Origin of the sequence: Colwellia sp. E2M01, assembly GCF_018860585.1 — a bacterium.
Lineage (GTDB): Bacteria > Pseudomonadota > Gammaproteobacteria > Enterobacterales > Alteromonadaceae > Colwellia.
On the sequence record NZ_JAHKPR010000053.1, the window covers coordinates 1 to 13898 of the forward strand.

General features: G+C 38.5%; 17 protein-coding genes and 1 pseudogene. 14 read left to right on the top strand and 4 right to left on the bottom strand.

The window, feature by feature from the left end; genetic code table 11:
* Positions 1-176: 176 nt before the first annotated feature.
* The 3 genes from KO502_RS11050 to KO502_RS11060 all read right to left on the bottom strand — a co-directional run bounded on the left by KO502_RS11050 (position 177) and on the right by KO502_RS11060 (position 2460).
* Positions 177-1112: a tRNA-dihydrouridine synthase gene (locus tag KO502_RS11050; RefSeq protein WP_216022634.1), complete on the bottom strand. Its 936-nt coding sequence runs from the start codon at positions 1110-1112 to the stop codon at positions 177-179.
* Positions 1112-1393 carry a hypothetical protein gene (locus tag KO502_RS11055; protein WP_216022635.1) on the bottom strand — a complete coding sequence of 94 codons (282 nt, stop codon included), beginning with the start codon at positions 1391-1393 and terminating at the stop codon, positions 1112-1114. Before KO502_RS11055 ends, KO502_RS11050 begins: the two co-directional genes overlap by 1 nt.
* 143 nt (positions 1394-1536) lie before the next feature.
* The gene (locus KO502_RS11060) at positions 1537-2460 is read right to left on the bottom strand and encodes an SDR family NAD(P)-dependent oxidoreductase (protein WP_216022636.1); all 924 of its coding nucleotides are present in this window, start codon (positions 2458-2460) and stop codon (positions 1537-1539) included.
* 132 nt (positions 2461-2592) lie between these two features.
* Here KO502_RS11060 and KO502_RS11065 point away from each other — a divergent pair, with 132 nt between their 5' ends.
* Positions 2593-3366, top strand: a complete 774-nt coding sequence (locus tag KO502_RS11065) for a hypothetical protein (protein ID WP_216022637.1) — start codon at positions 2593-2595, stop codon at positions 3364-3366.
* A gap of 314 nt (positions 3367-3680) precedes the next feature.
* Here KO502_RS11065 and fusA read toward each other — a convergent pair whose 3' ends face one another.
* Positions 3681-5786: an elongation factor G gene (gene fusA, locus KO502_RS11070; protein WP_216022638.1), complete on the bottom strand. Its 2106-nt coding sequence runs from the start codon at positions 5784-5786 to the stop codon at positions 3681-3683.
* A gap of 462 nt (positions 5787-6248) precedes the next feature.
* Here fusA and KO502_RS11075 point away from each other — a divergent pair, with 462 nt between their 5' ends.
* From KO502_RS11075 to KO502_RS11135, 13 genes and pseudogenes are all read left to right on the top strand, one after another.
* Entirely contained in the window at positions 6249-7718 is a 1470-nt protein-coding gene (locus tag KO502_RS11075) for a carbon starvation CstA family protein (protein WP_216022639.1), read from the top strand.
* Between the two features lie 464 nt (positions 7719-8182).
* On the top strand, positions 8183-8494 hold the full coding sequence (gene rpsJ, locus KO502_RS11080) for a 30S ribosomal protein S10 (RefSeq protein ID WP_011041723.1): 312 nt from the start codon (positions 8183-8185) through the stop codon (positions 8492-8494).
* Positions 8495-8508: 14 nt separating this feature from the next.
* Positions 8509-9147, top strand: a complete 639-nt coding sequence (gene rplC / locus KO502_RS11085) for a 50S ribosomal protein L3 (protein WP_216022640.1) — start codon at positions 8509-8511, stop codon at positions 9145-9147.
* 17 nt (positions 9148-9164) lie between these two features.
* Complete coding sequence (gene rplD, locus KO502_RS11090) at positions 9165-9770, top strand: 50S ribosomal protein L4 (RefSeq protein WP_216022641.1); 606 nt, start codon at positions 9165-9167, stop codon at positions 9768-9770.
* Positions 9767-10069, top strand: coding sequence for a 50S ribosomal protein L23 (rplW, locus tag KO502_RS11095; RefSeq protein ID WP_216022642.1), 303 nt, complete (start codon positions 9767-9769; stop codon positions 10067-10069). Before rplD ends, rplW begins: the two co-directional genes overlap by 4 nt.
* 12 nt (positions 10070-10081) lie before the next feature.
* The gene (gene rplB / locus KO502_RS11100; protein ID WP_216022643.1) at positions 10082-10906 is read left to right on the top strand and encodes a 50S ribosomal protein L2; all 825 of its coding nucleotides are present in this window, start codon (positions 10082-10084) and stop codon (positions 10904-10906) included.
* A gap of 94 nt (positions 10907-11000) precedes the next feature.
* Complete coding sequence (gene rpsS, locus KO502_RS11105) at positions 11001-11276, top strand: 30S ribosomal protein S19 (RefSeq protein ID WP_033095431.1); 276 nt, start codon at positions 11001-11003, stop codon at positions 11274-11276.
* An 11-nt stretch (positions 11277-11287) separates the two neighbouring features.
* Positions 11288-11620: a 50S ribosomal protein L22 gene (gene rplV / locus KO502_RS11110; RefSeq protein ID WP_216022644.1), complete on the top strand. Its 333-nt coding sequence runs from the start codon at positions 11288-11290 to the stop codon at positions 11618-11620.
* A gap of 12 nt (positions 11621-11632) precedes the next feature.
* Positions 11633-12328, top strand: a complete 696-nt coding sequence (gene rpsC / locus KO502_RS11115; RefSeq protein WP_033095429.1) for a 30S ribosomal protein S3 — start codon at positions 11633-11635, stop codon at positions 12326-12328.
* A 12-nt stretch (positions 12329-12340) separates the two neighbouring features.
* Complete coding sequence (rplP, locus tag KO502_RS11120) at positions 12341-12754, top strand: 50S ribosomal protein L16 (RefSeq protein ID WP_216022645.1); 414 nt, start codon at positions 12341-12343, stop codon at positions 12752-12754.
* On the top strand, positions 12754-12945 hold the full coding sequence (rpmC, locus tag KO502_RS11125) for a 50S ribosomal protein L29 (RefSeq protein ID WP_033095427.1): 192 nt from the start codon (positions 12754-12756) through the stop codon (positions 12943-12945). The genes rplP and rpmC overlap by 1 nt, the downstream gene beginning before the upstream one ends.
* Complete coding sequence (gene rpsQ / locus KO502_RS11130) at positions 12945-13196, top strand: 30S ribosomal protein S17 (RefSeq protein ID WP_216022646.1); 252 nt, start codon at positions 12945-12947, stop codon at positions 13194-13196. Before rpmC ends, rpsQ begins: the two co-directional genes overlap by 1 nt.
* A gap of 280 nt (positions 13197-13476) precedes the next feature.
* Positions 13477-13898, top strand: a pseudogene (locus KO502_RS11135) (IS4 family transposase); the annotation flags it as partial.

Consider the following 13898-nt stretch of genomic DNA (forward strand, 5'->3'; position numbering starts at 1 on the left):
TTGATTTAGAATGACTAGATCTAAACAAATTCGCCTTATTATTGCACATCGAGCATAGCTCTGAGTTGGGAAGAAATTTAATCAAATTGGTATTAAATCAACTTGGCATAAATATATATTTTATTACTGCCAAGGTAATATAAGCTATTGATAAACGCTACAAATTATTAATTCTATTACGACAATGCGTTTCTAATATCTTCTACTGTTTTTAATGTTCTAATTTCACCAAATAATACGCCCGCTTCAGGATAATGGTTTTTAATATATTTAAGCCATTGTTTAATACGGTTGGGGAAATATGCGCTTTTATCGCCACGGGTTTCAAATTCGGTATAAGCTTTTAAAAGAGAACGCACATTTTGCCACGTCATTATCTCACTTTCTTGCTTAATGACTTTACCTAAGTTAGGGATGGTTAACGCACCACGTCCCACCATAATATCACTACAACCTGAAACTTCTCGACACTTTATAGCATCGTCTGAACTCCAAATATCACCGTTGGCAATAACAGGAATTGAGATAGCCTTATTTATCTTTGCTATCCATTGCCAATGCGCAGGTGGTCGATAACCTTCAAGCTTAGTGCGAGCATGTACAGTAAGCTGATTAGCACCGGCGGCTTCTACTGCTTGCGCATTTTCTATAGCGAGGCTTTTATCCTCATAACCTAGGCGGATTTTGGCGCTAACAATAGTATCGCTTGGTACTGCTTCTTTCACCGCTTTAACTATTTGGTAAAGGTTTTCAGGATCTTTTAATAAAATAGCGCCGCCACGGTTTTTATTCACCGCCTTAGCAGGGCAACCAAAATTGATATCAACACCACTTGAGCCTAATTCAATAACTTTGGCTGCATTAGCTGCCATATATTCAGGGTGTTGACCAAGTAATTGTACTCGCACTGGTGTACCCGCTTTAGTGGTACAACCATAGGCTGCCGCATCTTGTAATTCGGGACAATACCTGAAAAAAGCACGATCAGATAATACTGTATCAACTACACGAACAAACTCTGTAACACAGAGATCGTAATTACCTGCTTGTGTTAATAAATTACGCATAAGGTGATCTAACACGCCTTCCATTGGGGCGAGTACTACACGCATTAGTTTGCGGAGTCCTTTACAGAGTCACGTAACGGTTTAGTTTTTTTACTTAAATTAAAACGTTTGGTTAACTTGAGTAAAATAAAATAAAACCCCATGGTTATTGCCGCAACCATTAAGTGAATAAACTGCGTGTAGAATTGTAGGCTTTCTGCCCAAAAGAAAATGGGGCCGTTATAAGTCACATAGAATAAGTTCAATAAAGTTACATGCCCCAAAAGTACTATAAACAATAACTTTTCTTGGTGACGAATAATAAATTTAGTTGGAAATAGTTTCAAAAGTCGCTCTATTCATCTCAATTAGTGAGTTAATCAAATTAGCTAACAAGCAAGTATATAATTCGGCGCTAGTATAACAAAAGTGACAACATACAATAGATAAATTATCATCAGGCGACTTAAAATGTAAGCCTCATATCAGTTCACTTAGTCAGCCAAGTAAGTAAATCGTCATAAACAAAACGGTAATGTAAAATGTCTCGTGCTTTTTTACCTGAGACAATTTTATCAATGCTTTGCTCGGTTCTATTGTCATAAGTTAATTCATCAGTTTTTTCAAAGGTTGGAGATGGTAAACCTAAAGCTTTAGCAGCAGTTTGATAGTATTCTTTTTTAGTTACTTGTGTTGCACTAACGCCATTAAAAATATGATTATTAAGATCACTTTGAGCAGTTTGTTTAAGTAACGCAATAATAAGACCGACAGCATCTTGTTGATGGATTAAGTTAACAGTCGCTTCAGGGCTTTTTAACATTCTGCCGTTTAATAAAAATTTACCCGGGTGACGATTAGGACCAACCAAACCCGATAACCTAAGTACGTAAGCACTTTTATTATTACTCACATTGTCATTCGGCTGGCTAGTTAAACGATTAAAAGTTAAAACAGTTTGCTCCGCTTCATTTAACAAATTAACTTTATCAGCTGCAAAATTTAACTGAGCAGTTTCATCCACTTTTCCGAATAAACCGTTATATACAGCAGTGCTACTTAACAATATTACTTTTTTAACTTTACTGTTAAGTTTAGTGCTATTAATTATCTGTCTAATTTTTTCAGCATAATCAACTCGACCATGTCTAAATTGTGGGGTTATGGCGATAACAATGCATTGTTGATTAAAGACAAGGTGTTTATTTAACACCTCTTGTTCACACGGTAATGATAAAACATCAGCATCAACTCCTTGTGTTTTTAAATCAACAACATGCTCAATCGTACTACGTGTGGCTAACACACTGATCCCCTGATCTTTTAATTGGCGAGCTAATGCTCCGCCTAGCCATCCACAACCAATAATACCAACACTAGTTAGTGGTTCACTTTTTAAATTCGTACTAGTCATTTAAGTCTTTTACCTTTTTAACTTTCGTTAAGTCATTAGTAAGGAGGATTTTCGCAATTTTTAGTGACCTTGCCCTACGTATTGGTTATGGTTAGTCTCTTCAAAAAATACCATTAACCATAGGAACCGGCTATGAAGTTAGCAAAACATTTAAGCCAAGGTCGGTTAGTGTATTTAAGCCATCAACAAGATGCAATCTCGGTAAGCGAAAACGATCATTATTGTTGGATGGCATTCAATGATGTCGTGCAAAGCGTAATGCACAAACGAAAGCCTTGGCAGTTAACCTTACCGCATCAAATTGCGTTGCAATTACCCCTACTTTTTTACAAGCCAAAACACGTAATTGAATTAGGGTTAGGCGGTGGTAACGCGACTCGTTTTCTGCAACATTTGTCTACAAATATAGAAGTAACAACAATTGATTACTCGCAAGAGGTGATCAACACTTTTGAGCAATACTTTAATCCTGCGGATATTGATTTTGATATAGTTTGTGCCGATGGCATGACATGGCTCACTAATAATCAATTAACCAATAAAGCGGCTGAGTATGATTGGCTTATATGCGATGTATATCAATCAAAAGAATTTGGTTTTAAGGTTATTATACAGCAACTTGAAACGTTAGCAGCTTCATTAAATAGTTCTGCGTGTTTATCAATTAATTTACCTGATATTAGTGAAAACGATATTAATTTGTCATTAACCATATTGCAGCAATTATGCCCTGATCATCACATAACCTATTTCACGATTCCTAATTACCTAAATATTGTTATTCATTTAACACCAAGTCATTGGCTTTTAGATAAATTAATACAGCGTAATAAGCATACCTATTTACCTACTGTAAGCTTACATCGATGGCGTAGATTTTGGCGCTATGGATTGCAGGTAAATTGATACTAGGCTTACTTAAACTAGAGATACAAAAAAGATGCCGAAGCATCCTTTCATCAAAATAATTATCACTTAATTAGTTACTAATTACTTTCTAGCTGCGTATTTAGCGGCTTTAACTTCAGCAATAACTTCAGCAATAACTTCTTCACATTACTTTATGTGCTTGTTAGGACAAGGCACTTGTATTATTAGCTGAGAGAATTACAGTGGAATTTTCTTTATGCCGGTTTCTGATGGTTATCAAATTTTAGGCAATAAAAAAGGATGCCGAAGCATCCTTTCATCAAAATAATTATCACTTAATTAGTTACTAATTATTTTCTAGCTGCGTCTTTCGCTGCTTTCGCCGCTTTAACTTCAGCAATAACTTCTTCAGCTACGTTGTTAGGACAAGGCATATAGTGAGAGAACTCCATAGAGAATTGACCACGACCTGATGTCATTGTACGTAAAGACCCGATGTAACCGAACATTTCTGAAAGTGGTACGTCAGCTTTAATACGAACACCTGTAGCACCAGCTTCTTGACCACCGATCATACCACGACGACGGTTTAAATCACCGATAACATCACCAACGTGATCATCAGGAGTAAACACATCAACAGACATGATAGGTTCAATTAACTGAGCACCGGCTTTTGGAATTGATTGACGGAAAGCGCCACGAGCAGCAAGTTCAAATGCAACAGCAGATGAATCAACCGCATGGAAACCACCATCGTATAATTCAATTTCAACGTCAAGTACAGGGAAACCAGCAAGAACACCAGTATCCATCATGCCTTTGAAGCCTTTCTCGATTGCTGGGAAGAATTCTTTAGGAACGTTACCACCAACAACTGTAGATGAGAATACGAAACCAGAACCAGGTTCGCCTGGCTTAATACGGTAATCAATTTTACCGAACTGACCAGAACCACCAGATTGTTTCTTATGTGTGTAAGAATCTTCAATTGCTGATGTGATAGTTTCACGGTAAGCAACTTGTGGTTTACCAACTTCTAATTCAACACCGTAAGTACGCTTAAGAATATCTACTTTGATATCTAAGTGAAGCTCACCCATACCAGATAGGATTGTTTCACCTGAATCTTCATCAGTTTCAACACAGAAAGTCGGATCTTCTGCAACCATTTTACCGATAGCAATACCCATTTTCTCAGTTGAACCTTTATCTTTTGGTGTTACAGAGATAGAGATTACTGGCTTAGGGAATACCATCGCTTCAAGGATGATTGGATCTTTAGGATCACATAATGTGTGACCTGTTTGTACGTTACTCTTCATACCAACAATCGCGATGATATCACCGGCTTGTGCTGAAGTAAGTTCGTTACGGTCATCTGCTTGCATTTCACACATACGACCAACACGCTCAGTTTTACCTGTAGCAGCGTTAAGAATAGTATCACCTTTCTTCAATGTACCAGAGTAGATACGTACGAAAGTTAATGTACCAAAACGGTCATCAGTGATCTTAAATGCTAATGCTTTAAATGTTTCATCTGCAGAAACAATAGCGTGTGCGCCAGTAGGCTCACCTTCTTCATCAGTAAGAGGTTGTGGAGAAACTTCAGTAGGAGATGGTAAATAATCAACAACAGCATCAAGAAGTAATTGCATACCTTTGTTTTTAAATGCTGAACCACAGTAAGTAGGGAAGAATAATAATTCATTCGTACCTTTACGGATACATGCTTTAATTTGCTCTTCAGTCGGTGTTAATTCACCTTCTAAGTAATCCATTAATAAATCTTCATCTGCTTCTAAAGCAGTTTCGATTAATTGCTCACGATACATAGCTGCATCATCAACCATATCAGCTGGAATATCTTCAATTGTGTAGTTTTCTGGAAGGCCTGTTTCATCCCAAACGTAAGCTTTTTGAGTTAAAACGTCAACAACACCGATAAAGTCATCTTCTTCACCAATTGGTAAAGTCATAATAAGTGGGTTAGCACCAAGAACCTTTTTAACTTGATCTGTTACACGGTAAAAGTTAGCACCTAAACGGTCTAATTTATTTACGAAGATTAAACGAGCTACTTTAGAGTCGTTCGCGTAACGCCAGTTAGTTTCTGATTGTGGCTCAACACCACCAGAACCACAGAATACACCAACACCACCATCTAATACTTTAAGTGAACGATATACTTCTACTGTGAAATCAACGTGACCAGGAGTATCGATAACGTTGAAACGGTGATCTTTCCAAAAACAGCTTACCGCTGCTGACTGGATAGTAATACCGCGCTCAGCCTCTTGTTCCATGAAATCAGTAGTTGATTCACCATCATGGGTTTCACCAGATTTATGGATCTGACCGGTTAGTTTAAGGATACGTTCAGTTGTTGTGGTTTTACCCGCATCAACGTGAGCGAATATACCAATGTTTCTGTATTTTGATAAATCTGCCATTAGGTCACTCTATTTAGTTTAAGTTCTAGTTCACTTTTATTTGCTTATTATAAGCAAAGCAAAAAGCAGAACTGTTGAGAATTTGCGCGCGAGTATATCATCAACAAAAGAGAATCCATAGAAAATTGATAAATAAAATTACTGAAAGGGTATATTTGAAGCTTATTTTTAAGGTTAAGAAACCTAAACATTAATTATCGTTGATGTAAACATGTAGATGTTTTAACTGAAAATAATACAATCACAATACAATTATTAAATATATGTTTATTGGCTCTGCTTATATAGCAATAAATATCAGTATTAATTTATTATAAAAAGAAACCTATTTATATTAGAGCAAATATATTACCTAAATATTTACCACTATTGGTATTTTCCATACAATAATCCATAATTGGTTTATATTTACGATCACAACTAAACCTAAATAGTACCTAATAGAATGGAACCTCACTTATTATGATTATTTTCTTTATATGTATCACTCTACTTATATTAGGTTATAAGTTTTATAGCCCATTCGTCGAAAAACAAGCGGGGATTGACCACTCTATAAAAACACCGCAAGTACGTTTCGACGAAGGTGTCGATTATGTCGCTATTCATCCCGTAAAAGCCTTCCTTATTCAATTTTTAAATATTGCTGGTGTTGGTCCAATATTTGGCCCGATACTTGGCGCCATTTATGGCCCAGTTGCCTTAGTTTGGATTGTATTAGGTAATATTTTAGGTGGCGCGGTTCATGATTATTTTTCTGGGGTAATGAGCATTAAAGAGGACGGGAAAAGTCTTCCTGAAATAGCAGGTAAACATTTTAATATTGTTTATAAAGGTATCATGTTGGTATTTACCGCTATGCTGTTATTCTTTGTAGGCGTTGTTTTTATTATGAGTCCTGCTGGTTTGCTAGGCAGTTTAAGTTATTTTGAAGGGACGTTTCTTGAAGGAAATACTTTTTGGGTTTTCATCATTTTGGGTTATTACTTTTTAGCGACGTTATTACCTATTGATAAAATAATCACTAGGCTTTATCCATTATTCGGCTTATTAATGATAGTAATGACAAGTTCAATAGCAATAGCCTTACTACTTAATGCCCCTCATTTACCTGTGCTAGGTGATTTTCTTAGCTATTTTGATCATGACCATTTTAATAAAGACTTTTTAGAACCAAATCCTGACGGTGCACCTGTTTGGCCATTATTATTCATTACCATTACTTGTGGTGCAATTAGTGGCTTTCATTCTACTCAAGCCCCAATTATGGCGCGTTGTTTAACCAACGAGAAATATGTACGCCCTGTTTATTATGGTGCGATGATTTCTGAAGGTATAGTTGGTTGTGTTTGGGCGCTTGCAGGTATAGCCGCATTTCCTGAGGGGTATGTTGGACTTAAAGCAATGTTAGCTGAAGGTGGTCCTGGTTTAGTTGTGAATCATATAGCCACTAGTTACCTTGGGGTACTTGGGGGTATTATGGCGGTAATTGCAGTAGCGATATTTCCTATTACTTCTGGCGATACCGCCTTTAGATCATTACGTTTAACCATAGTTGATGCCTTCAATATTTCACAAAGCATGCGTAACCGTCTCTTACTTGCCGTACCTATTTTAGTGATTGCTTACTTTATGACTAAAATAGATTTCTCATTGATTTGGCGCTATTTTGCTTTTTCAAATATGTTATTGTCGACCAGTGTTCTTTGGTTAGCCACAAAATTCTTGTTCGATCGCGGCACATTTCACTGGATAGTAAGCATTCCTGCCGTTATAGGCACAAGCGTTACTATTTCTTATATTATGACCGCTGGTATAGGTTTTAATTTATCAGAAGCTTATAGCAAACCTATTGGTATTGCTTCTGCAATAGTGCTTTTCATTATTTTAATAATTGTAAATGCAAAGAAACAAAAAACAGTGAGTGTTTAGCACCATACTTATTAGTTAGGTAATAGCGCCGTTATTGGTAAATTAACACAGACGGCAAAATACATAATAAAATTAAGCCCATAAAAAAGTCAATTTATGGGCGTTAACACTAATCCCCCATCTTTTAGCCCCACTACCTTATTGATATTAAGCCAACTTATATTTGTTTATTATCTATCCACTAAAGTTAACAATAAAACATAAAAACAACTTGCGTGAATAACTAAACCTTGTATAATATGCGCTCACATTCAACCAAACTGAGTGTGACTTACTGAGTTTTATTATAAGTTTCAATATTATATGTTCTACTTAAATAAGCTTTAGTACTAAATAAAGATTAATACTTTATTTCACAGCAACTCTAATTTTGAGTTGAATGTTTATTAGTAATACACCCCCTTCCAACATATAGGAAGCAGAGGGATGTATTTTTTTGTTCTTTTAAAAGGGGATTTGTCTTCATGTCAAATCAAAGAATTCGCATTCGTTTGAAAGCGTTCGATCATCGTTTGATTGATCAATCTACAGCAGAAATCGTTGATACTGCAAAACGTACTGGTGCTCAGGTTCGTGGTCCAATTCCACTTCCTACTCGCAAAGAACGTTACACTATCTTGACTTCTCCACACGTTAACAAAGATGCTCGTGATCAGTACGAAATTCGTACTCACAAACGCATGATTGATATCGTTGAGCCAACTGAAAAGACTGTAGACGCATTAATGCGTTTAGATCTTGCAGCTGGTGTTGATGTTCAAATCAGCTTGGGTTAAGGGGAGTTTTAACAATGACTATAGGTCTAGTTGGACGTAAAGTGGGTATGACTCGTGTCTTCACAGAAGATGGCGTTTCTACTCCTGTTACTGTTATTGAAGTTGAAGCCAACCGTGTTGCTCAAGTTAAAACAGTAGACAATGATGGATATTCAGCACTACAAGTTACTACTGGCAAGCGTAAAGCTAGCCGTGTTAACAAACCAGCTGCTGGACATTTCGCAAAAGCAGGTATCGAAGCAGGCCGCGGCTTGTGGGAATTCCGTTTAAACGCAAACGAAGGTAGTGATATCGAAGCTGGCAGTGAAATCACTGTTGAGTTATTGAATGACACTAAATTAGTTGACGTTACTGGTACATCAAAGGGTAAAGGCTTCCAAGGCGGTATTAAGCGTTGGAACTTCAGCATGCAGCATGCTACTCACGGTGTTTCGTTATCACACAGATCAAACGGTTCGTTAGGTCAGTGTCAAACTCCAGGTCGTGTATTCAAAGGCAAAAAGATGTCTGGTCACATGGGTGCTGTGCGCGTTACTACACAAAACCTTGAATTGGTTCGCGTTGACGCAGAACGTAACTTGTTGCTTGTTAAAGGCGCAGTTCCGGGTGCTATCAACGGTAACGTAATCATCAAACCAGCTGTTAAAGCTTAAGTCCAGGAGATTTTCTGATGGAATTATCATTAAAAGACGCAACAGGTGCTCTTGAAGTATCTGAAGCAACTTTTGGACGTGAGTTTAACGAAGCGTTAGTACATCAAGTAGTAGTTGCATACGCAGCTGGTGCTCGTCAAGGTACTCGTGCTCAAAAAACTCGCTCTGAAGTTAGCGGCGGTGGTGCAAAACCATGGCGCCAAAAAGGTACTGGCCGTGCACGTGCTGGTACTACTCGTGGTCCAATCTGGCGTACTGGTGGCGTAACATTCGCTGCTAAGCCACAAGATCACAGCCAAAAAGTTAACCGTAAAATGTATCGTGGTGCTATCGCTAGCATCCTATCTGAATTAGTTCGTCAAGAACGTTTAGTAGTAGTTAACGATTTTTCGGTAGAAACACCAAAAACTAAAGATTTAGTTGCTAAGTTAAAAGGCTTAGAACTTAAAGACGTATTGATTGTAACAAAAGAAGTTGACGAGAACTTGTTCTTATCAGCACGCAACTTATACAAAGTTGACGTTCGTGACGTTGCAGCAATCGACCCTGTAAGTTTAGTTGGTTTCGAAAAAGTTTTAATCACTGCTGATGCAGTTAAAGAAATTGAGGGGATTTTAGCATGATAAACGAAGAACGTTTGTTAAAAGTGCTTTTAGCACCAAATATTTCTGAAAAAGCAACTACAGCCGCTGAAGCAAGCAACACTGTTGTTTTCAAAGTAGCTACAGATGCAACTAAAGCTGAAATTAAAGCCGCAGTTGAAAAACTTTTTGACGTTACTGTTGAAGGTGTTAATACGCTTAATGTTAAGGGTAAAGTAAAACGTACTGGAGCTCGTACTGGTCGTCGTAACGACTGGAAAAAAGCTTACGTTTCTCTTGCAGAAGGTAGTGACATCGACTTCGTTGGCGCGGAATCATAAGGAGCAGTTAAAATGGCTATAGTAAAATGTAAACCTACTTCTCCGGGTCGTCGTCACCTAGTTAAAGTGGTAAACAAAGAGCTTCATAAAGGTAAGCCTTATGCACCACTATTAGACACTAAGTCTAAGTCTGGTGGTCGTAACAATAATGGTCGCATTACTGTTCGTCACGTTGGTGGTGGTCATAAGCAACATTATCGTATCGTTGATTTTAAACGTAACAAAGATGGCATTCCAGCCAAAGTTGAACGTTTAGAATACGATCCAAACCGTAGTGCTAACATCGCATTAGTTTTATACGCAGATGGTGAACGTCGTTACATCTTAGCCCCTAAAGGCTTAACAGCTGGTGATACAATCCAGTCTGGTGTAGATGCTCCAATCAAAGCGGGTAACACAATGCCGTTACGCAACACACCATTAGGTAGTGTTGTTCACGCAATCGAACTTAAGCCAGGCAAGGGCGCGCAAATTGCACGTGCTGCTGGTACTTACGCACAATTAGTTGCGAAAGACGGTGCTTATGTAACTTTACGTCTTCGTTCTGGCGAAATGCGTAAAGTTGAGTCTGAATGTCGTGCTACATTAGGCGAAATCGGTAACTCTGAACACATGCTTCGCTCATTGGGTAAAGCTGGTGCTTCACGCTGGCGCGGTGTTCGCCCAACAGTTCGTGGTGTTGCCATGAACCCAGTTGACCATCCACACGGTGGTGGTGAAGGTAAAACATCTGGCGGTCGTCACCCGGTATCACCTTGGGGTGTACCAACTAAAGGTTACAAGACTCGTAAGAACAAGCGTACTGATAAGTTTATCGTACGTCGTCGTACTAAGTAATTTAGTACATTTAACTAATATTCTGATTGCTGAGCTTAGTTGGTTTTTAAAAAAACTAAGTTCACATGATGAATTAAATATATAAGGATTCACCATGCCACGTTCCCTCAAGAAAGGTCCATTTATTGACCTACACTTGTTGACGAAGGTAGAGAAAGCGGTGGAAAGCGGGAATAAAAAGCCAATTAAAACTTGGTCCCGTCGTTCAATGATCATTCCAACAATGATCGGATTGACCATCGCTGTCCATAATGGCCGTCAACACGTTCCTGTATTTGTAACCGAAGAAATGATCGGTCACAAATTAGGAGAATTTGCACCAACTCGTACTTATCGCGGTCATATCGCTGATAAGAAAGCGAAGAAATAAGGGGAAATTAAATGGAAGCTCAAGCTATACATAAATTTGCCCGCGGTTCTGCTCAGAAAGCGCGTTTAGTTGCGGATCAAATCCGTGGCGTAAATGTAGAGAAAGCACTTGAAATCTTAACTTTCAGCAACAAATCTGCTGCTGTTTTAGTTAAAAAAGTACTTAACTCTGCTATCGCAAATGCCGAGCATAACGAAGGTGCAGATATTGATGAATTATTCGTTAAAACTATTTTAGTTGACGATGGTCCAACAATGAAACGTATTATGCCACGTGCGAAAGGCCGAGCCGATCGCATCATCAAGCGCACTAGTCACATCACTGTGATTGTGTCTGATTCTTAGGAGTATATTAGTATGGGTCAAAAAGTTAATCCTACCGGTATTCGCTTAGGTATCACGAAACCTTTCGCGTCTACTTGGTTTGCAAGCAACAAAGATTTTGCTAGCAACTTAGACGGCGACCATAAGGTTCGCGAATTTTTAAAAGAAAAGCTTAAGCGTGCATCACTTTCAAAAGTGGTAATCGAACGTCCAGCTAAATCTATCCGCGTAACAATTCACACGGCTCGTCCAGGTGTTGTTATCGGTAAGAAAGGCGAAGATGTAGAGAAATTACGTTTAGCAGTTTCTAAAATTGCTGGTGTTCCTGCTCAAATCAACATCGCTGAAGTACGTAAGCCAGAAATGGATGCGCAGCTTGTTGCAGACAGCATTGCTAGTCAATTAGAACGTCGTGTTATGTTCCGTCGCGCTATGAAGCGTGCAGTTCAAAACGCTATGCGTTTAGGCGCGAAAGGCATCAAAGTACAAGTTAGTGGTCGTTTAGGCGGCGCTGATATCGCACGTGCTGAATGGTATCGTGAAGGTCGTGTACCTTTACATACTTTACGTGCAGACATCGACTACGCAATTGCGCGTGGTGACACTACTTATGGTGTTATTGGCATTAAAGTTTGGATCTTTAAAGGCGAAATTATTGGCAACATGCCATTACAAGCAGAGCAACCAGCTGCTAAGCCTAAAAGAAAGAACAACCGCAAAGCGAAGTAAGAGGAATAAGTAATGTTACAACCAAAACGTACTAAATTCCGTAAGCAATTTAAACTACGTAACCGTGGCTTAGCCCAGGTTGGTAGTTCAGTTAGCTTCGGTACTTTCGGTTTGAAATCGGTTGAGCGTGGTCGTATGACTGCACGCCAAATCGAAGCCGCTCGTCGTGCCATGACTCGTCATGTGAAACGTCAAGGTAAAATCTGGATACGCGTATTCCCTGATAAGCCAATTACTAAAAAACCTCTTGAGGTTCGTATGGGTAAAGGTAAGGGTTCAGTAGAATATTGGGTTTGCCAAATTCTTCCTGGTCGTGTTCTTTATGAAATGGAAGGTGTTTCGGAAGAAATCGCACGTGAAGCATTTGCTTTAGCTGCTGCTAAACTTCCATTCAAAACTACCTTCGTAACTAGGACGGCATTGTAATGAAAGTTAGTGAACTTAAAGCAAAAAGCATTGAAGAGCTAAATGCTGAATTACTAGAACTTCTTCGCGAGCAGTTTAACTACCGCATGCAAGCAAGTACTGGCCAATTAGCACAAACTCACTTGCTAAGAACTGTACGTCGCAATATCGCACGTGTTAAGACTATCATCACTGAAAAGGCAGGTAAGTAATGAGCGAAGCCAAAATCCGCACACTACAAGGCGTTGTTATCAGTAACAAAATGGATAAGTCTATCGTTGTTTTGATTGAGCGTCGTGTTAAGCACCCTATATACGGTAAATTCATGACGCGTTCAACTAAGTTGAAAGCTCATGATGAAACTAACGTATGTAACGAAGGTGACTTAGTAACTATTACTGAAGTTGCGCCAATTTCTAAGTCTAAGAACTGGAAATTAGTTGACGTAATTACTAAAGCTTAATTAAGTATTTATACTTAACTAAACTTAATAGTTAGTAAAAACCCTTAACAAGTAATTGTTAAGGGTTTTTTTATACCTGTAATTTATGTAGATGTAATTGGCGCACAATTTCTAACTGTGCTTTGCTTGTTACAGCAGATAACTTCTGTTTGTATTTTTTATACCTACAGTGTCGCGGTGGCGACTACACCCAAAGGGCTGAGGGCTCCCCAAAACGTGACAGGCATAGCAAATTATGATCTTATGTAGTTCGCCAAAACACACATAAGTTGGAACTGCTATGCCTGAACTATCACTTTGCCATAAATACTTCCAAGAGTCTTTATCTTCATTCAACAATGCCAGGATGAAGACATTAATGAACTGTAGTAATACGTTAATATCTGGTAGCAAACTAACGTTGACTGACATTGGAAGAAACCTCAAAGGCTCCGCACACGTAAAACATAAAATAAAGCGCGTTGATCGCTTCTTAAGCAACACACACTTGTATAATGAAAAAGTTGCTATCTACCATGCCCTAGTTCACCCCATCATTTCCTCTTTACCTATGTTAGCAATAGCTGTCGATTGGAGTGGAGCCTGTGGTCATGAATACCACTTACTGCGAGCAAGCTTATTAGTCGATGGACGGTCAATAGTTGTTTACAACATGGTCGTTAAACAACAAGACTTAGAGACGTCAGAAGTTCACAGCTTATT